19 protein-coding genes are annotated in these 19,517 nt (G+C 55.4%); 10 read left to right on the top strand and 9 right to left on the bottom strand.

Annotated elements, in window-relative coordinates:
- Window positions 1-3 precede the first annotated feature (3 nt).
- The 5 genes from AC27VN_RS00095 to AC27VN_RS00075 all read left to right on the top strand — a co-directional run bounded on the left by AC27VN_RS00095 (window position 4) and on the right by AC27VN_RS00075 (window position 2,148).
- Complete coding sequence (locus AC27VN_RS00095; RefSeq protein WP_490875157.1) at window positions 4-384, top strand: hypothetical protein; 381 nt, start codon at window positions 4-6, stop codon at window positions 382-384.
- Window positions 385-808: 424 nt separating this feature from the next.
- Complete coding sequence (locus tag AC27VN_RS00090; protein WP_203206896.1) at window positions 809-1,093, top strand: CopG family transcriptional regulator; 285 nt, start codon at window positions 809-811, stop codon at window positions 1,091-1,093.
- A complete protein-coding gene (locus AC27VN_RS00085) occupies window positions 1,017-1,391 on the top strand; it encodes a type II toxin-antitoxin system RelE/ParE family toxin (RefSeq protein WP_490875156.1) in 375 nt (124 codons plus the stop codon). The genes AC27VN_RS00090 and AC27VN_RS00085 overlap by 77 nt, the downstream gene beginning before the upstream one ends.
- 136 nt (window positions 1,392-1,527) lie before the next feature.
- Window positions 1,528-1,722, top strand: a complete 195-nt coding sequence (locus AC27VN_RS00080) for a hypothetical protein (protein WP_143129235.1) — start codon at window positions 1,528-1,530, stop codon at window positions 1,720-1,722.
- Window positions 1,723-1,953: 231 nt separating this feature from the next.
- Window positions 1,954-2,148: a hypothetical protein gene (locus AC27VN_RS00075; protein ID WP_143129235.1), complete on the top strand. Its 195-nt coding sequence runs from the start codon at window positions 1,954-1,956 to the stop codon at window positions 2,146-2,148.
- Between the two features lie 3 nt (window positions 2,149-2,151).
- On the opposite strand, the gene AC27VN_RS00070 is transcribed toward AC27VN_RS00075, so the two are convergent.
- The 7 genes from AC27VN_RS00070 to AC27VN_RS00040 all read right to left on the bottom strand — a co-directional run bounded on the left by AC27VN_RS00070 (window position 2,152) and on the right by AC27VN_RS00040 (window position 11,570).
- Window positions 2,152-3,135: a Bug family tripartite tricarboxylate transporter substrate binding protein gene (locus AC27VN_RS00070; protein ID WP_490875155.1), complete on the bottom strand. Its 984-nt coding sequence runs from the start codon at window positions 3,133-3,135 to the stop codon at window positions 2,152-2,154.
- Window positions 3,136-3,163: 28 nt separating this feature from the next.
- On the bottom strand, window positions 3,164-4,945 hold the full coding sequence (locus AC27VN_RS00065) for an FAD-dependent monooxygenase (protein WP_444814002.1): 1,782 nt from the start codon (window positions 4,943-4,945) through the stop codon (window positions 3,164-3,166).
- The gene (locus AC27VN_RS00060; protein WP_057594193.1) at window positions 4,942-5,532 is read right to left on the bottom strand and encodes a hemerythrin domain-containing protein; all 591 of its coding nucleotides are present in this window, start codon (window positions 5,530-5,532) and stop codon (window positions 4,942-4,944) included. Before AC27VN_RS00060 ends, AC27VN_RS00065 begins: the two co-directional genes overlap by 4 nt.
- Before the next feature lie 1,090 nt (window positions 5,533-6,622).
- Entirely contained in the window at window positions 6,623-7,219 is a 597-nt protein-coding gene (locus tag AC27VN_RS00055; protein ID WP_490875154.1) for a hypothetical protein, read from the bottom strand.
- Entirely contained in the window at window positions 7,197-7,994 is a 798-nt protein-coding gene (locus tag AC27VN_RS00050; RefSeq protein WP_490875153.1) for a hypothetical protein, read from the bottom strand. The genes AC27VN_RS00055 and AC27VN_RS00050 overlap by 23 nt, the downstream gene beginning before the upstream one ends.
- Entirely contained in the window at window positions 7,942-10,683 is a 2,742-nt protein-coding gene (locus AC27VN_RS00045; RefSeq protein WP_490875152.1) for a 6TM ABC transporter family protein, read from the bottom strand. The genes AC27VN_RS00050 and AC27VN_RS00045 overlap by 53 nt, the downstream gene beginning before the upstream one ends.
- Before the next feature lie 116 nt (window positions 10,684-10,799).
- Window positions 10,800-11,570, bottom strand: a complete 771-nt coding sequence (locus AC27VN_RS00040) for a hypothetical protein (RefSeq protein WP_490875151.1) — start codon at window positions 11,568-11,570, stop codon at window positions 10,800-10,802.
- Window positions 11,571-12,036: 466 nt separating this feature from the next.
- On the opposite strand from AC27VN_RS00040, the gene AC27VN_RS00035 reads away from it, so the two are divergent.
- From AC27VN_RS00035 to AC27VN_RS00020, 4 genes are all read left to right on the top strand, one after another.
- On the top strand, window positions 12,037-12,219 hold the full coding sequence (locus AC27VN_RS00035; RefSeq protein WP_490875150.1) for a hypothetical protein: 183 nt from the start codon (window positions 12,037-12,039) through the stop codon (window positions 12,217-12,219).
- Between the two features lie 227 nt (window positions 12,220-12,446).
- Window positions 12,447-13,919, top strand: a complete 1,473-nt coding sequence (locus tag AC27VN_RS00030; protein ID WP_490875149.1) for an MBL fold metallo-hydrolase — start codon at window positions 12,447-12,449, stop codon at window positions 13,917-13,919.
- Window positions 13,916-15,331, top strand: a complete 1,416-nt coding sequence (locus AC27VN_RS00025) for an MBL fold metallo-hydrolase (protein WP_490875148.1) — start codon at window positions 13,916-13,918, stop codon at window positions 15,329-15,331. Before AC27VN_RS00030 ends, AC27VN_RS00025 begins: the two co-directional genes overlap by 4 nt.
- Window positions 15,328-15,783 carry a hypothetical protein gene (locus tag AC27VN_RS00020; RefSeq protein ID WP_490875147.1) on the top strand — a complete coding sequence of 152 codons (456 nt, stop codon included), beginning with the start codon at window positions 15,328-15,330 and terminating at the stop codon, window positions 15,781-15,783. The genes AC27VN_RS00025 and AC27VN_RS00020 overlap by 4 nt, the downstream gene beginning before the upstream one ends.
- 1,101 nt (window positions 15,784-16,884) lie before the next feature.
- Here AC27VN_RS00020 and AC27VN_RS00015 read toward each other — a convergent pair.
- Window positions 16,885-17,730, bottom strand: coding sequence for a helix-turn-helix transcriptional regulator (locus AC27VN_RS00015; protein WP_296785943.1), 846 nt, complete (start codon window positions 17,728-17,730; stop codon window positions 16,885-16,887).
- 157 nt (window positions 17,731-17,887) lie between these two features.
- Entirely contained in the window at window positions 17,888-18,751 is an 864-nt protein-coding gene (locus AC27VN_RS00010) for an IclR family transcriptional regulator (RefSeq protein WP_490875146.1), read from the bottom strand.
- Between the two features lie 89 nt (window positions 18,752-18,840).
- On the opposite strand from AC27VN_RS00010, the gene AC27VN_RS00005 reads away from it, so the two are divergent.
- A partial coding sequence (locus AC27VN_RS00005) for an NIPSNAP family protein (protein ID WP_490875145.1) occupies window positions 18,841-19,517 on the top strand: 677 nt, incomplete at its 3' end.

The following is a 19,517-nucleotide window of genomic DNA, read 5'->3' as shown; positions in this document are numbered from 1 at the left end:
TCGATGAAAAATCCAGTTGACTTTGATATTTGGTGCACCATTAAAGCCGGAGGCGCGAAAAGTGCTGTGGATTGGATCAAAAAGCTGCATGATGTTGATCTTGCCGAAGCATTGAAGATTTTAAAAAGTCAAGGCGGGTACATACAGATTTTTAAGAATTGCGGATGGGATGATATTCCGGAGCACTTGAGAAATTTGCCAAATTTTACAAATGAGGAATCGTGGGTGATTACTGAGTCTTCATATTCCCCATTCTTTTCTGGGGGGTTTTGTGATGTGCACAAGATCCGGTTTCCAAATGAAGTTTGTCCCGTTTGCAATGGTTTTTATATCAGCCGAGTAGTCGATGGACGGCGAATTTTGGCTCAGCAAAAAATATCTTAAAATTTTTGACCAACTGGCCCGGGCGCGTGAGTTGATAGGGTGGTAGTTTTCTGTTTCTGAGAGGGCAGCACTACTGAGACTGCCGCGCCAGCCTGCAATGCCACGCTCACGACCGCGTCTTGACCAAGGCCTGCCGGTGTGCTTCTGCTAGATATTGGGGTCGGACTCCAATTTGATCCGAGCCGCGCCTCACGGCCAGCGGCGCAATCGTCTGGACCCCTGCGCTGTCGATGCGCTCGGCGCCACGCTCGGCGGCTATGCGGGCGGCGCGGCGGCTACGGCCCGAGCTGGTGCGTGGCTTCGTGGTGCTGACGGGGTGTGCGATGACAGGGGCCTTCTCTCTCAGTGCGCGCCGAGGTATGAGCTGTTTGCGGCACATTTGTGCTACAGTGGCTCACGACCTCTGACCAAGAGAAGGACTCGCATGTCTACCACCACCATCCGAATCGAAGACGCTCTGAAGGCAAGGATTGCAGCGGCCGCGGAGCGTGCAGGGAAGACGTCTCATGGATTCATCCTCGACACGCTCGCGGAAACCGTCGAGCGCAGCGAGATGGATGAGGAACTGCACCGCGTGGCGGAGGAGCGCTGGGCTTTGCTGCTGCAAACCCGGCAGACGGTCTCCTGGACGGATGCCAAGGCGTACCTCGAGGCCCGCGCCAAGGGAGAAAAGCCGCGCCGCCCGCGCGCCCGTGTGGGGGCGCGCTGACCCTGTGGCGCGTATCGAGCTCGCCCCAGCCGTCCTCGAGGACATAGATCGCTTCGTGGAGCACATGGCGCATCACCAGGCGGCGGACATGCCCGAGCGGGTCGACGAAATCATCCAGGCGATTCAAGTCCTGACCCACAGTCCGCTGATCGGAAGGCCGGTGCGGCAAGGCAAGCGAGAGCTGGTGATCGGCAAAGGCGTTCGTGGATACGTCGCGCTCTACCGCTACCTGGCCGAGATCGATACCGTCTTCATCCTTGCGCTTCGCGCGCAGCGCGAATCAGGGTTCAAACACTAGCGCGGCCCTGTAGTCCTGAATTCAGCGCCCGCCTACAAACGCCGTGCTCCGGCACTGACGGGTCCCCACCCGCCCGGCCTCCACCATCGGTCCCCATGCGCCGGGCCTGTTGCCCGGCAAGCACCAGGAGCCGCACATGACGAAAAAAATAGGATCGCTGGCAGCCGGTGCTGCCCTGCTGGGGTCGTTCTTCCTCGCGATCCTCGCGCCCATGGCGTGGGCGGTGGAGAAGGACGATGCCGCCGGCGCCACAGTCATCCAGACCGCCGCGCCGGCCTGCGAGGCCACGGCCGCGCACGATGGCGTCTTCACCAAGACCTGCCTCAAGTAGCCGTCATTCGGCCTTGATGCCGCGCTCGCGCACCACGCGGCCCCACTTGGTGGTCTCGGACTGGATGTACTGGGTGAACTGCTTTCAAACACTAGCGCGGCCCTGTAGTCCTGAATTCAGCGCCCGCCTACAAACGCCGTGCTCCGGCACTGACGGGTCCCCACCCGCCCGGCCTCCACCATCGGTCCCCATGCGCCGGGCCTGTTGCCCGGCAAGCACCAGGAGCCGCACATGACGAAAAAAATAGGATCGCTGGCAGCCGGTGCTGCCCTGCTGGGGTCGTTCTTCCTCGCGATCCTCGCGCCCATGGCGTGGGCGGTGGAGAAGGACGATGCCGCCGGCGCCACAGTCATCCAGACCGCCGCGCCGGCCTGCGAGGCCACGGCCGCGCACGATGGCGTCTTCACCAAGACCTGCCTCAAGTAGCCGTCATTCGGCCTTGATGCCGCGCTCGCGCACCACGCGGCCCCACTTGGTGGTCTCGGACTGGATGTACTGGGTGAACTGCTCGGGCGTGCCGCCCACCGGGTCGATGCCCGCCTCGCCGAGCTTGCGCCGAATCTCGGCCGGCGCGATGGCCTTGAGATAGGCGGCCTGCAGCGCCTGCACCACGGCATCGGGCGTGCCGGTGCGCACGGTGAAGCCCTGCCAGCCTTCGACCTCGAAACCCTTCACGCCCTGCTCGGCCACGGTCGGCACCTCGGGATAGGCCGCGATGCGCTTGGCGCCGGCCGCGGCGATCGGGCGCAGCCGGCCCGACTCGATGTGCGGCCGCGCGGTGGCGCGGTCGAGGAACATCAAACCCACCTGGCCGCCCAGCAGGTCCTGCACCGCGGGGCCGCCGCCCTTGTAGGTGATGGCGACCAGCTTCATGCCGGTCTCGCGCGCCAGCAACTCGGTGGCGAGATGGTGCGTGGTGCCCACGCTCGGCGAGGCGTAGTTCAGGCCCTCGGGCGTGCGCGCGGCCAGCGCGATCAGTTCCTGCAGGTTGCGCACCGGCAGCGTGTTGGGATTGACCACCAGCAGGAAGTCGAACTTCGCGGTCATGGTCACGGTGCGCAGGTCCTTGAGCGGGTCGTACGACAGCTTGTCGAACATCGCCGGGTTGACCGCATAGGTGGTCATGTCGCCGAGCAGGAAGTTGTGGCCGTCGGGCGCGAGCTGCTTCGCCACGGCGGTCGCGCCGATGATGCCGGAGGCGCCGGGGCGGTTGTCCACGATCACCGGCTGGCCCAGCACCTCGCCCATGCCGGGCGCGACCAGGCGCGCAAAGAAGTCGGTGCCGCCGCCGGCCGGGTAGGGCACGATCAGGCGGATCGGCTGGCTGGGCCAGTTGCCTTGGGCAGCGGCGCCGAAGGCCGCGGGGGCCAGGGCGCCGGTGGCCAGGAGCGAAAGCAGGGTGCGTCGTTGCATGGGGGCTGTCTCCTCGTTCGTTGGAATGTCAGGCCGCGAGATCGCGCTGCAGGATCTTCGCGAAGGCGGCCGCGAGCTGGCCGCGCGCGCTGTCGCTGCGGCCCATGGCGCGCCAGGCCACGTGCTGGTCGGGCCGCACCAGGATCGCGCCGTCCGACGACACGCCGCGCAGGCAGCGCCAGGTTCCTTCGATGTCGCGCACCGCGGCCGTGTCGTGGATCTCGACGATGTCCACCGGCAGGCCGGCACCATGCGCCAGCGTGGCCGCGGCGTCGGCCCAGGCCGAGCCCTGGCGGCCGGTCAGCAGCGTGAAGCGGCCCGGGCGCACCAGGTCGAGCGTGGAGATCTTCCTGCCGTCGCGCTCGAGCCAGGCATGCGGCAACCGGTGGCCGGGCCGGGTGGTGGGCACGTAGGTCTGGCCCAGCGGATCGCGCTCGGGCGTGGGCGTGCCGTCGGGCATGACGGCGCCGAGGTCGTAGTGATAGCCGAGCTCGATGTCGTGCGCCTGCCATTCCATGCGCTGCACTTCCATGATCTGTGCCAGCCGCGCGCGCCGCGTGCGGCCCTCGGCGTCATCGGCGAAGTAGCGGCGGAAGTTCGCCTGGCTCAGCTCGGCGTTGCCGCGCACCAGGCCGATGCCGGCATCGGTGAGCTGGTGGTTCTGGAAGGTCATCAGCGCCCACTGGATGTTGAACGCGGCCACCGGGCGGCGCTCGGCCTCGTAGCTGTCGAGCAGGCTGTCGTGCGCCTCGCCCTTCAGCACGGCCGCGAGCTTCCAGGCCAGGTTGTGCGCGTCCTGGATCGCCGAGTTCAGGCCCAGGCCGGTGGTCGGCGGATGGCGGTGCGCGGCATCGCCCGCGAGCAGCGCGCGGCCCCAGCGGTAGCGGTCGACCAGCACGCCCTCGACCGTCCAGTGGCCGATGCCGATGATGTCGGGATGCAGGTCGGGGATCTTGAGCAGCTCGCGCATGCGCGGCAGCAGCGACGACTCCTCGAAGCGCGAGGGATCGTCGGGCCGGAAGCTGAAGTGGAACATCCACTCCTCGGAATGCCGGCCGAAGCGCGTGGGCCCGAGCTGGCCCAGCACGCCGCTGGCCCAGGAGCCGCCCTCGGGGTTGACGAACCAGGTGGTCATCGAATGGTCGTCGTCCCAGTACTTCGAGAGGTCGGCGCGGAAGTAGACCGTGACCATGTGCGCGAGGTCGGTCGCGCCGCTCATCACGGCGCCCAGCGCCGGGCCCACGGTCTTGCCGCCGTCGGCGCCGATCAGGTACTTCGCGCGCACGCGGTATTCCTCGCCGCTGTCGCGGTCGAGCACGCGCGCGGTCACGCCGTTGTCGTCCTGCTCGAAGGACTGCAGCTGGTGGTGGTAGCGCACCTGCGCGTTCGCCTCGGCCGAGGCCAGCTCGCGCAGCAGCGGCTCCATGCGCACCTGCGGGTAGAGCGTCGACTCGCAGGGGCTGTCCTTCGCATAGTGCTGCGCGAGCGAGCCGCCGCCGAAGGACTCGATGCGGTAGAAGGTGCGGCGGTCGAGCTCGCCGTCGCCGGCCAGCGTGGTGCACCAGCGGATGTGCGAGATGTGGGCCAGCGGCATCGAGCGTTCGTAGACGCGCTCGGCCACCTCGAACTGGCGCAGCAGTTCCATGGTGCGCTGGCTGATGTAGCGCGCCTTGGGCAGCCGGCCCGGCGCCGGATGGCGTTCGATCAGCAGGCTGGCGATGCCCTGGCGCGAGAGGAACAGCGAGGCCGCGAGGCCGCAGCCTCCGCCGCCGACGATGAGAACGGGAACGTCGATGTCTTGCATGGTCATTTCTGGAGCGTGGGATCGGGGCAGGAGGTCCGGGCGGTGATGCGCGCGAACAGGGCCCGGTGGCCCTGCGTCATCGCGGCATCGGTGTCGCCGCGCTGGCGCGCCAGCGCCTCGGCGAGTTCGCGCCAGTCGGCGGGCGAGAGGTAGTCGGCGGCCACGGGCAGCACGTAGCTTTCCTCGACCTCCATGTGGCCGAGGTAGACGGTCGAGTGCGTGTGCAGCAGCAGCTGGAAGGATTCGCGGTGCACCTCGCCCATCAGCTCCCAGGCGGTCAGCGCATGCTCGAGCTCGCGCACCGACGATTCGCCGCGCTCGTGCTCGGCCTCGAGCCGGGCCAGCACCGGGCGCAGCGCCGGGCAGCGTTCGCGGATCTTCGGGAACAGCAGCTCGCTCTCGCTCGCGTGGTGCATGCGCGCGGGCATCTCGTCGAGGTAGAACAGCATGGCGCGCAGCTCGTCGAAATCGGGCCGGCGGGCCGAGCGGCGCGCCTGCTCGACGCTGTCGCCCAGGGCCCGCAGCACCGTCGCGAGGGCCTGGTGATCCTCGAGGATCAGCTGGACGGCGGAGGGTTGGAGCAGGGGCGGCATCGGTGCGACTCGGGCATGGCCTCATTGGGGCACAGCCGGGCGCCGGGGTCAGTCCCGCTGCAGGGGACGCTCGAGGTTGCGGGTAAGGGAGGGTCTGCAAGCAGGCGCCCAATGGGAACGATTCGCCCCTCATGTTTGCTAAACGCGTAACTTCCTGAATCAACTCAGTTTGAACCTGAACCTGTCGACCAAGCGCGAATTTTTCGGCGAGATGGATCGGGTGCTTCCCTGGCGGGCTTGTGCAAATCGACGCCAGACCGCCCGTGGACCGACGAGGGGCGTCTGTCGTTTTTTTGACCGATACCATTCTGCGGATTCACTACTTTCAATATCGGGTCAGGCCGAGCGATTCGGCGATGAAAGAGGTGCTGTACGGCGTGTGACTGTGCTAAGGGCTCTTCCACCTGGGATACGGCGTTGCCTGCCCGATGAGACAAGAAGGGGAGCCAATGGCGCTTCGGGATGAAAGTTTCCGTCGGCGTGGACACTTCGTCGGAATTTGTGAGCCCTGTGGGGGCATAGACGCCAATTGAGCTAAATCAACGTGGTCTGGGTATTGCTGCAGCGCGAAAGGCATGCCGCCCCGGTGAAGAAGTCTACCGGTGCGCTTAGAAGCGACTGGGTGCCAAAAGGGCCGGTCTGGCATTGGCGATGCATCCGAGCACGCAGGTTGCCCGGCTCCTTCGTGGCGCCTGAGTTTGCGGCCCCGGGCGGCTGGAAAAATTGAAGAACCTGCATCATCCGGCTCAAGGTCAAGCACGCGCTCTTCGTCCTCAAGTAGCAGTTCGGCTTTACCAAGGTGCGCTCTCGGGCTTGCAAGGAGCACGAACTAGATCATCGCGCTGTTGAATCTGCAGATGGCGCGGCAGCAAAGGACGGGGGATCTCAGAGGATGTGTTCGTCTCAATAGGCCACAACCGCGTTGAGATAACCTGTAAATAGATACCAAATCCAATCAAACGAGTCGCATTTTCGATTTTCACTTAATTCTCAAAAGACTCTCGTGTATTGGGGTTGGGATTTCCCGTCATTTCCCAAATGAGAGAGAAATCGTGCGTTTACTTTCGAAAGTGAACTCTTAATTTGAACTTCAACCAACCAATCTCAACATGGGCATTGCTGTAAATGCATCCGTCGAACTCACATTTGATTTTAAAAGCAATGCACTAAAATCACCCCTGAAGAATGTCCGAGCAATTACGGCTACAGACAATTCATCCAGATAAATAGATGAGATTTTTATCGCCGACAAAGGCCTGTCAATCAGAATGCTATAAACAAGCTCAAGCATGAGTTGATCCAAATAAATCAAAAGTGGAAATTTCAATTCCATTTGAAATTTACGCTCGATTTCAATCGCTAGCATATGATACAAACTCCCCAGACTAAGGTCGCTATCACAGCAATCGGAAGGAGAAAGTAGCCAATCCATCTTGCGCTGGCCAAAAACTACTTCGGGGTTGTAATATTCATGATCCAATTTATGTGCTTGAATATTAAGCTCGCCGGCAATTTCTATGACTTGCTGATAGCAACTCGAGCGCCCGGTAAGAAGTTGGACAGTAGGATGCGCTGCAATTATTGGTTGAAGTGAATTTAGAAATCTTGCTTCGTCAAGCTGGGCGGCACGCCGCATCAAAATAATAAGCACAACCGCTCCCCCCTTAGATTTTCGAAGATTCTTCAATTAGAGCGCTCAGATGCTCGAAGGTTGTTGCCCCAACGATGCATGCGAGAACTTGAATGTGCCTAAACGCATAGTCGAAAGCCGGCCCCAGGGGGATTCGACCGCCCGCGAGGCAATGAATTCCAAAAATTGGAACAATGGATCTGATTTTCGTGAGATACGCCTCATTTTGAAAATTCAGTATATTCACGGGAACAGCCGCACCTGCAATCCAAGGTGCTTGTAGTAACTGAAGAAATTTATCGGAAGGCTTGAAACTCATTAGTATCTTGTACGTGTAGCTTGGGATTGATTGCGTGATGTTTTTGAGGATGCGTTCTAGCAAAGAAAATTCTTGTCTTGCAATCAGAATGTCAATCCAGTCGCCACCAATTGTCACGATTCCAGGAGATAACTTTCTAATGATCTCGATGTCTTCTTCGAATTGATGCTCGTTGATCTCTATACGATATTTTCCCGTTGCGTAAAAATGTTCTAGATTGGCCTGCACTTCCGAAACGGAAACTATCGTATTCTTCGTTGGATTGCTGACTTTTAAAAGAAAACGTGAGTGATAGATGTGCCTAAGATTGGATTCGTCTTTCAAAGCTCGTTTAATTGAAGAAGCCGAAGGCCAGTCTCCGCTGGCAAAGCCAAGCGAAGAACCAAGACTGATACTCCGAACTGTTTTTTCAATTTCTTCGGGCGTGTATGGGCTGTTATATCGTTCGAGAAAGCCTCGATCACCCAAGTAAACTTTCGGGACTCTTTTTTGAATCGATTCGGATAATTTCATAGAAATCTATGTTTTGATCGAGGTGGCATCGATGATCCACGATTAAAAATGTATTCCCAGTGATTTCTGCATACTTTTGCAGCGTTGAAATTTTCTCCTCAAGTTGATCTTCGGACACGCAAGAAAACACTTCATCCAAGAAAACAAGGTGGTTTTCAGTAACGCCAAAGTTTTCGAAAAATTCCTTCAAATTTCTCATGCAGGGGATACTTAATCCCAATAACTTCATAACTTCGCCATTAATATAAATTGCGAAAACCTGCTCGTTGGAGGGTTTTGGCGCATTCAGCGGACTGATCTGCGAAATGCCCGCGACTCCTTTGAGATACTCACTTTTCCCCGCTCCCGAAGGGCCAGATAAGGAGTTCACAGTTCCTCTTCTTAAGGCCAGTCCTCGATACTCATGTCGACCCGTAAAGGCATCGATTTCAAGGAATTCATCGCAGCGTAAAATCGAAACTTGATATTTGGTGGTCGCAAAATCTTGCAGCCGCGCGACGGAAATCGATTGGGACTTAAATCCAGTCGCGGCAAGAAAAAAATTCGATAAATCGGACCTAATCAACAGCAAAGTTGTAATTGCCAAGACAAAAGAGGAGTTCCTTCCATCATGCACCGCGCTAACAAATACCAAACTAATAATCACGAGGTCGCTGACCAACCGGCACGACACGCTCATCATCGTACGGCTAATAATACTTTGAATGCGTGTAATAAAAAATTGGTCGACGCCAGGTGTGATCGCCCTCTTTTGGCTATTTGCCAACCAAAATTGCGATTGGGAAAAGTCGGGTCCAAAATCTTTGGAGAAAGCAATGCATGACTGTACCGAGCGCATCAAGGCATTAAACCCACTAACGGTCGCGAGCCGTGTTTGATAGAGATCATTAATAAAGGATTGGTAAACAAAAAATAGAGCAAGAAAAAAAAGAAAAGCGACCACCATTCCAATTATCCCGAACCCGATCCATAGAGTAAAAATGCTGCAGATAAGCAGTGCTACGACCCAGCAAATGTCGTGGGTGTACCAAGCAATTCGTTCAAATGCGGTTGCAATGTCTCGGGACACGATTTGCATGCTATTTGATAGCTCTCCCATTTGAACTTCTCGCAACCCTTTCAAAAGCTGATCCGCAAATTTCTTCCGTAGAGAGTTTTCCACTAATACGCCGGCACTAACTCCGGCCGTTATACCGACGATGACATAGAGCAAAATTTGCCCCGACGTCGCACCAATTTCGGGCAAGGTTAAGTTCCCCGAGAAGCTCAGCATCGCTGCCGGAACGAGGAGCAAGGCGGCTGCCCAAGCATTCATTCTCAACAGATTTGGAAGAGTGAAGTCAGACTGACGCAACTCCCCTGGTGGCCCTTGTTGCGCCGCGGGTGTTCGCCGCGTTTCATCCAGAGAATGGCTTCCAGATATCGAAATTAGCGATCTTGCGCTAAATTTCACATTGGATTTCCCTTTCAATGCTGCGAAGACCTCGCGAATGGCTGGTCCATCAAGGGAGGAAAAATCTTCATCTATGCGCAGATCTCGCTTTTGCATTAGAGACAAAAATACGCCTCGCAAAATCTGCAACCGTAGCTTTTGCCCTTCCGAGAGATTGCGACCATCGGCTTCGATGATTCGAGAGGAAACTTCTTGTGCATCAGATCCCAACTCTGGAACAAGCCGAAACGCTTTGAGCAGTTTGTGCAGTTCAAATCTATCGAATTTATTGTCAAGAGGAATCAAATCGACGAGAGGAGCTGGCCAGATAGGCCATGTTTTGTCGAAAAGAATCTCAGAACTTTCGAATTTTGAATTGTCTTGCTCTTTCGAAAATGCTGGGCAAGAGTTGAGTTCGAGAGAATGTATTTGTGACATCGAGCGATAGGTCGCTCGATGATTCAAGTACGCCCTGGGAAATCCGAGAAGGGCGGACAAGATAGGGATGCTGAGCCATATGATCGAACCGCTCCACAATGATGCTGAAAGTGCCCCACCAATTGTTGTGAGCAGAACGTACGGAATCAATCTTCCAAAACCGATGATATAGCTGTCGGCGCCACGTAATACGGAATCAAAATTTCTCCAAACCAACTCTTTGGCCAATAAATTTTCGACCTTGCCAATCGAGTCATATTTGAAAAATTGCCTCAAAAATGGGCCTTCCCGTATCCATTTTGAGCATTCTTCAATTCTTTGGGCAGCGGTTCCCATAACTCTTTCGTAATTTCTATCGGCGGCCTTTGACAGAAAGTATGAAAGCGGAAGAAAGGCCGCAATCGCTAAAACACCCCAAAGTCCGGTCTCTCCGTAAAGAAAAATGGCCACAACTCCGGCAAATAGTAAGTAGACAGGCAGCGTCAATAGATCCACGCTGGCAGAAAAACCGTCTAGGACAAGATTGAAGTCACGAGAGGCTATTCTCTCTATCTCAGATGTTTTAGTGTTCTCGAAACGTTTATTTAGAAGTGACTCAAATCGACAGCAGAAGGCAAATGAAAAAAAATGCTCCAAGCGAAGGCGAAATAAAGCAAGAAAATAAGAGGCAATGCAAATTCCTAAAAGATAGATTCCATTTTGAAGAATAAATCTCGCGCTCAAGCTACTAGTGACAAAAGTACTGAGGGAATATACAAAAATTAGTGGAAGGAAATACTGAGCAAGGGAGACAAGAAAGCAAAAAAAAGTGGCGGGCACCGAAACTCGGAGCAACACGCGCAGTGGGTGCCCTTCAAACGTCTTGACGAAGACTTGGTTGCTTGATTGCTCTTTGAACGAGAATCTGAATGGGCGTAGCACTTTTGGCGGACCTTTCAATTTCTTTCTGTAAATCCAAGTTTTTTGATTTCCTCAAATAGTAATTGTATTTTTTCTTGGTCGTGATGTTCTGGACGCATTTTTCTGAACTTGCAATAAAACTCGATGATAGATTCCATCTCGCGCTCAAATAAATCAGATGATTTTAGTAGTCGACTTAGCGACAAAACATCGTACCAAATTGACCGTCTCAGAGAGTATGTTTCTAAGTCCACCATGACAACTTGCCTAGATGTAAATAATAAATGCCCGGCCTTGCAATCGCCTACGCTTATAGCCTGCCATTTCAACCCTTTTCGAGTGAAATGTGAAATAGCACAAGGTTCTGGAAAAAAAGCGTCTGATTGGTCAGTCCTTAGAGCTTGTAGATTAGTCACAGCTTGAGTGTGCATTGCGGCGTAGGTCTTTACGGCTCGATAGAGATCTTCACGCTGAGAAAGGAAGGCTCGGCCAGGGACTTTTTTTAAAACAATAATATTTATTTTTGTATCGTAATGCAATAACTCGGCAATCGGTCCTCCGCGAAATAGTAGATAACCTTCAATTTCTAAGAAAAAAGGTTTTTTTTCAAAAAATCTTTTAATTACCACCATTTTTTTCAATTTGAGGCAAAACGCTGAGCAGACAATAGATTTGCTCGTTTGCTGGATAAGTGAAAGCTCTTTATATTCAGTGCCCAGTCTTCTACTTAGATAGGACAATTGCTGATCTATTTGATCCTCTGAAAGAGAACCCAATTTAATGTTGATGATTTTTTGCTCTCTCATTGCGAGGATTGCAAGGCTGATTTTAAAAGATGCAGTTGTAGTTGTTTATTGGAGTACTCGCCAGCGAAAGTGTGCACATTAAAGACAAAAGCACCTCACCCAAACGGAGGGGTCTTGAACGCATCGAGAAGCCCTTCGGAAAATATGGTATTCACTTGCGCAACACAGTGGCGGTAGGCGGGTGCACTAGCAGCACGATTAACAATTGGCAGAATCGCTAGGCTGCAGCTGCCATTTTTTTGGAACTTCCGACCGCGTTTTAGACGATTTTTTGCAAATAGTTAATGATTTTTTGAATAGATAGTTAATGATCTTTTGAATATTTTGTTAACTGATTTTTCTTTCCGAGCTCAATCATACGTTCATCGTGGCCTGAGTGGCTAGAGTCGCTGCTTGACGATCAGAAGCAAGCTAGATAGTCTGCACCGGCCACGTGTAAGTGGTGCTTTAACTGAAAGGGAATCATATGAATAATGCTTCGAATCTGAAAATTAAAGAAGCTGCGGCGGCTGTGCAGAAGACGGCTTTTACCAAGGAAGAGCTCAAGGCACTTTCTAAAGTAATTAAAGATGCAAAAACTAAGGGTGCAACGACTAAAGCCCATCATTGTGGTGATAGTGGATTAGCTGCGGCTTGCTACCATCGTTGATCAAGCATTTTGCGACCTAGTAAAAGCGCATAAAAAATTCTTGTGTGGCATGGAATTTCTTGCGCATTAGCGTAAGTGCAAAATCCCAAGGTGGAATGGCCCAAAGTTAGCGCCTTTGGGCTGTTTCCCTTTTTCGTCTTCCTTGATATGGAATTCGCCAAGTGCATTGCACTAAATGATTTCTTTGACGGTTTAAATTTTATTGACTTATGCCGAGTAGTACTTCATTGACGGCAACATTTCTAGGACACCAAACCTGGCTTATCGAGAGGGGCGCGACCAAAATTTTGATTGACCCGCTGCTTTGCAAGGATTTTGGATTGATAGATGAATTTCGTATCGATATCTACCCTCCGCGTGCTGTTGACTCCTCCGCATTAGCCGATATTGATCTTATTTTTCTCAGCCACGAGCATACGGATCATTTTGATATTCAGTCTCTCGATTTACTCCCGCGTACCGCAAAGTTTTTCGTCGGAAGCACTATCGTTGAACCAGTAAAATCATGCATAAGAAAGTTAGGATTTAAGCTCGTCGAAATATGCAGTTCTCGACCTCTGGAATTCAAAAACCTTACTCTCCGGTTTTATCCAGCCGATCCCCGGACCGCATTTTGGGAAGGGCGGGTAACTCAGATACTCGTAGAGCCTCGCGAGCATGATGAGGGCGGCGTTTTCATTGCTGTGGATGCTCTTGTATCGGAAGAATTCAAACGAGATTTGCGCCAAGGGCATGTGAGAAACCCAAAGCTGATAGTTGTTTCGAATAATTCCAGAACATCACCGCCTGGGGCGTTTCAGTCACTCGAAAATTGGTCTAAAAATTCTGCAGAGAATGGGAAAAAAACCGGCCCACTTGGCATAGGCGTACTCACCTCCGTGGTCACTAGCTATTTAAAGGACTTTACGGAGCACCCAATGAATGTTGCGCTTTGTGGTGGAGGGTTTGTGAAACGGATGGGTGAATTTGCGGCATTCCCATTCTCAGAGCAGCCAAACTTAGGCTCGCTTGCGAATAAGCTTAGCCTTGATATTAATGTAGTAGGTTTGTTGCCCGGACAGGTTTTTGATTTATGTGATGAAAAAGGCAGGCCAAATGAGGTGGACTGGGTTCAATTGGATCGGTTACAGCACAAGTTTTTGACCGATGAGCTCGAAGAATTTATAGCGCGGGGAAAGCGTGCTGAGGTTGCCTCCTCTGTTTTGAAAGATTTTTCTTCCAAAGAAAACTTTGAAATCGCTTTGCAAAATATCGTTCTCGAACTTAAAAAACTGCAAAAGCCGTTGGCTCTTTTTGCTACGGGAAAAAGATCCTTGGAGATGAAAGCCCACAACGGTACGTCGCTGGGTGCTCGAAGAGTAGTCTTCCTTTTTCATTCTGAAACGTTGAAAATAAAAAAAGCTTTTGTTTTTGATTTGATATTAGGGGAGTTTGTGGATGAGGCTTGCGTCGAAGAGGCGGCGTTGATAAAAAAATATCCATATGGAGTGAGCATCCCTTTTGTTGATTTCTTAGGTATGGCTAATGGTGATGTGCAAATTTGGGACATTGTTGGAGTCTCCGTAAAATCGTGGTTTCCCGGGGGGATATTTGACGGATTGATTCCCTTCTTCTACTGTTACTACGGAGAGAACGGTAGTCCAGAATTGCTAGAGAAAGTGATTTTGAAAAAATTAAAAAAAATGGGAGTGGTGATATGAAGCTAACGGCAATTGGCCATGAGAGTTGGTTGGTTTCCTCTAAAAATGATTTTTTCCTTGTGGATCCCATTATTGAAAATACATTTGGTTCTTGCCCAGATCGACAGTTTTGTTTCCTGCCAAACAGAATTGTCCATCCTGAAATGATGCCCAAGGTGTCGGCGATCATCTATACCACTGAGCATTTACAACATTTTCATCCGCGATCACTCAAAAGAATTCGCGATCTTCCATTTGGAAGGGAAATTCGTGTATTTATTCCTGAGCTATTTCCAGCGGCAGCGGAGAAAATAATAATGGAGTTGGGCTTCCAGTGCATAAGAGTCCAAATCGGTGTCTCGGTGGAAATTGGTGAATGCAGTTTTCGCTACTATATGCCCCGCGTAAATGTTCTTTTTTGGGATTCTAGGGTCGCTTCGGTGCATTTAAGCGACGATCAAGATTCCATATTTTTGCAATCTGACACTGCGATTGCAGATGATTTTTATGAGGATGTTTCGAGGTTGGTCGTAGCTAAGCCAGATCTCATTGTGGTAACAAATAACTTTCAACGCTCTATGCAAGGTGATTCTTTGGGGTTGGATAATTTGTTGCCAATTCCTGATGAACGCTTGGCGCGTGCCGCAGGGCTGAGGTTGTTGGAGGAGATTGTTTACTTGCCAATTCGAAGGCTGGGATATACGCCTGATGTGATTGTTGCTGGGAATGGATATACAAATTGCTACGCCACCATAGATCATATTTGGAAAAATAGCGAACTGGCTTCAATTGCGCAGGAACTATCAATATTGGGGAGAGTTATCTCTCTGGAGCCAGGAGAGTCCTATGATGTTTCAATGGTGAAAATTGAGCGCACTGAATATTGGATTTCCACGACCACGCCATGTGCGGCGATTCAAAAAAAATCGGGAGGCACTGATCCGAAGAACATTGATTTGGATATGGTTAAAAGTCACCTCGATTTGATGGCCAAGACTTGGTTGATCACAACCTACGGGCAACCGATTTTGGCCGAAAACGAATATTTAGGGCGTCCCCTAGGGGTTGAACGGCTCGCAATTGTCCTGACGAATCGAGGTGAGAGATTTCAATTCGTATTGGATGTCTCTAGGAATAATTTTAAATTGGTGAATGACTCAAGTGATCCCATTCGCATGTATCCATTTGGCATTGTTCTTGAGTACCAGGATTTCGTGGATCTTTTAAATGGTGATTTGCAGATTTGGGAGATTGCGAATTTCAGTGCTTCTCAATGGTACGTGTGCGGACGTTATGAAAGCCCTGTTGCATTTTGGTTAGAGTATTTCAATGAGCAAGTCGATAACGCCAGAGCTTATAGAGGCTATTTCAGTTCTTTGACCGATCAAGGGGGAGCGGTCATGACACCCTGGATTGAAGCGAAAATGAAATGAAAATTTTCGGCATATTTATTGCGTTGATTTTTTTCTTAGAGCCTACAGTCGGTGCTGAATTGAGCGAAGATGAACGCTGCGGATTTCTCGCAATCAGTTATGAAGTGGCGAGTGATGTTGGCTTCCCAAAGGTTGGCCGAACGGTGAATATTGAAATATTGCCTGATGGTAAAATCTACCCAGCTCAGGTGCTCGTTGTAGAGGGCGAGATCTTGCGCTTCATTGTGAAGCGATCTGGCCTTGTGTCTCATAACATGGCTTTTGAAGATAATTTCTATTTTAACCTCAAGCGTGATAAATCAGAGAGATTCTCTTGTGTAAATCAATTTGGTGAAATTGATTCAACAACGGAGGGGGCGCCCAGAAATTTTTCCTATAAATTTCTCGAAGCGGGTAGTATTAATCTGAGATGCTTTCAATTTTCTCGAAATGCACGCGCGGCAATTTTTTGATCAACGCCTGGCTTTTCCGGAGTGCTTATGCCAGGTGCTATAGTTTGCTTAAACCGTCAACATTTTTTGTAAGCTAGGTCGGGGCATTCATTCTTCGGGTGCCTGCGCAAAGAGCCATTTGCGGTAGGGGCTAGTTCGGGGAGTTAGAAGCCGCCGGCAAGGCCTCTCGAAATTTCCGAGGAAGCCTCGGCAGTCCCCGGCTAGCGAAGGTTTCGGCTTGATTTTGTTGACATTGTCCAGATACTCTTGGATGGCCTGCTCGAGCTTTCGTGTGGAGCGATGCATACTGCGGCGGATACATCGCTGTATGAGCGTTGCGAACCAGCGCCCGATCTGATTGATCGCGGCGCCGAGATGACTGTGAAATGCGGGGGGCGCGCCAGCTATGAATTAATCGATATCGTCTTGCGTGTGCCGTAGTTTTCCGTGCCCAGGTAGATGTCTAGCACTGGATGCATGCAGGACTCCACGGTTGGTGGGAACTGCAAAATTCGCGGCTAGGTGTCGCGGGTGCATTTCACCGATGGCCGATTTCCTCCCGCAATGTTCAGGCTGCAAAACAGCGTGGCTCTGCTGTGACGCTCATAGCCTGCTATGGGGTGCGGTTGGAGTTTGCCGGGGATCAAAGGCCGTAGCGTTGCGTGAGATCCATAGTCCGGATCTGACTCTTTTCGTCCACGTAAAAGCACTATCGCGATTAAGGGTGAGTCCACGTACAAGCGCGGCGATGTCGCGCACTTCTCAACAAACATTGGATCGGTGCACCGCTGAACGTCTCTTGGCGATGGAGCTGCAAGCTGAAAGTGCGCCAGATGCGCGGGCAGGGCCTGCGCGCGCCGTGGTGCGCGTACTACAGTGCGTCGTTCGCGTGGCACGCTTTTCCGTGTCTGAGTCACTGCATCGCTGCATCACTGCATCACTGCATCACTGCAGTCATCATCATCTTTCCTAGCGCACCGGAGCATGGCGCATCCTGCAACCCCTCAAGTAGATGTTCGACGAACCGTGCTCCCCACTGCGGGCTCGTTGCAACTACCTTGTTGTCTATTCGTTAACACTCCGACGCCAAAGAGTTGTTCAACGAACTTCCACTTCACGAAACTAGTGCAGCGCGCGCGAGGCCATGGTCTGGAAGCGCTCCGCGCTCCAGCGGCCCCAGCGCGCGAGGTACCAGGTCAGCAGCTCGCGTTCGCTGCCGATCACCAGCCGCTGGTAGGCGCGCTTGCGGTAGGTCTTCACGGTCTCCTCGCTCACCGCGAGGTCGAGCGCGATGCCGACCGACGACAGCCCATAGAGGATGCGCGCGCAGACCTCGGCCTCGCGGCGCGGCAGCGGGCTGGTCGCCACGATGCAGTTCTCGATCTCGTCGAGCGTGGTCAGCGCCTGCGACACGTCGGGCCGGCTCTGGCAGACGTCGGCATGCTTCGAGAGCATCGCCAGCAGCAGCTCGGCCGCCTGCGCGAGGCGCTCGATGCCGTCGTGCGCGAACGGCGTGTGCGGGTCGGCGCGCAGCACGCTGAGACCGAAGGCGCCGTTGGTGCCGCGGCCGCACAGCAGGATGCGGTCGCGCACGTGCGGGTAGACGCGCGGGCGCAGGTCGTCGTACTCGTGGTCGCTGAAGTCGACGTGGATGATGGTCGCGGCCGCGCCGTCGACGCGGCGCTGGGCCTCGGTCATGGCCGGGTCGTGCTTCCACAGGCCCTGCTTGACGTAGCTCTCGACGCGGTCGCGCGCGGTGCGCTCGGGCTGCACGCAGCAGGCCGCCACTTCGCGCAGCTCGTCCTGGCCGAGGCGAAAGGCCGCGAAGTGATCGGCGCCGCACAGCGCATGCAGGTAGTTCGCGAGCGCGGGGGCGAAGCGCTCGCTGCCCATGCCGTCGACCAGGCGCGCGAGCTGCGCTTCCGAGGTGGAGGCGACCGGGGGCCGGTCCTGGATCGTCACCGTCATCATCGTTGTCTCCTGGGGTGCTGCCATGCGCCTTCGAGGGCGCTCGCTGCCCGGACTTCTGTGTTCCGGGCAGGTTTCAAATTCCGTAATCAGATTACGCTCATCGAAATCCTGACTGTGTGAGGAGAAACCCTCCGCTGCGCTGCGGCAGGCGGTTTCAGCCCCAGCCCATGCGGCGCGAAACGTCCTCGGCGCGCGCCGACAGCACGGTCGCCACATGGCCGTCGAGCCGGGTGTCGATCAGGCCGGCCGAGCCCATCACGGTGATCACGCCGGCCACCGCGCCCGCGTGGTCGAAGATCGGCGCCGACACGCCGTGCAGCCCCGGATTGAGGTCGCCCTGGATGCGCGCGAGCTTGCGCTTGCGCACCGACTCGAACAGCGCGTCGACGTCGGCGCGCGTCATCTTCCCGGCGGCCGGGTTCGGGGTCGCGCCCGGATGCGGCACGCCCGAGAGCTCGCGATCGATCAGCGGCGCCGTGACCGAGGCCGGCAGGTAGGCGCCGAAGATTCGGCCGGTGGAGGAGGTCAGCATCGGCATCACCGAACCGGGGCGGCCGCTGATGATCAGCGCGTCGTTGGTTTCCTCGAAGCGCACGAAGGTCGGGCCGGCCGCGCCCCAGACCGCGAGGCCGACGGTGAAGCCGAGCTCGTCGCGCAGCTCGCCGAGGGTGGGAGAGGCCACCTGCACCACGTTGAGCCGGCGCAGCGCCGCGAGGCCCAGCCGCACCGCCAGCGGTCCGAGCCGGTAGCCGCCGCTGGCGGCATCGCGCTCGGCCAGCCCGTTGCGGCAGAAGCTCACGAGGTAGCGGTGCGCCTTCGGCGGCTGCATCTCGGCGCGCTCGGCCACGGTCTTGAGCATCAGCGGCGCGCCGGTGTCGATCAGCGCGGACAGCACGCGCACCGCGGTGTCGACCGCCTGCACGCCGCCCGCGTCCTCGTCGCCGGCACCCGGGCCCGCGCCGGTCGTCTCGTCGGCGCCATGGCCGGTCTTCGCATCTTTCAGGGGGGAGGGCGGCACCATCCGCACGAGACTAGCACGCGCATAGTCGCCGCCGGCCCCCCTGCGGCGGGACAGACAGCCGCCGCGCCATGGCTATGGTGGCGGCCATGATCCACGAACTGCGCCTTTACTCGGTGGCACCGGGCCGCATGGCCGACGTGCACGACCGCTTCAATCACCACTTCCCGGCCCTGTTCGAGAAGCACGGCGTCGACTGCGTCGCGCGCTGGCAGGCCGTGGCCGGCCCCGACGCGCCGCGCTTCGCCTACCTGATGGCCTACCGCGACTATGCGCACCGCGAGGCCGTGTGGGCCAGCTTCTATGCCGATGCCGAGTGGTGGCGCGTGCGCGCCGAGACCAACGCGGGCCACGAGATGGTGGAGCGCCACGACCTGTTCTTCCTGAAGCCGAACGCGGCCTGGCCGGCGCTCGCGGGGGCCGAGGCCGCGGAGCCCGTGGGTGGCCTGCACGAGCTGGTGCAGCAGCAGATCGCGCCCGGGCAGAACGCCAACGCCAATGTCTTCCTGCACGAGACCTGGCTGCCGCGCGTGCGCGAGGCCGGCGCGCGCGTGCTCGCGGTGTGGGACATGGCGGCCGGTGCCGGCATGCAGAAGATCGTGCTGCTCTACGCCTGGCCCGATGCCGCGGCCTGGCATGCCGGCCGCCAGCGGCTGGATCGTGATACCGCGCTGCAGGCCGAGTTCGCGGCGCAGCGCGCGCGCCATGGCACGGCGCTGTTCCAGCGCGCCGAGGTCAACCTGCTCGAGCCCGCGCCGGGCGCGAC

The organism is Variovorax sp. 20P10.2.4 (genome assembly GCF_058244205.1).
Note: the sequence above shows the minus strand (reverse complement) of the source record. Positions and strands in the feature narration are given on the sequence as shown.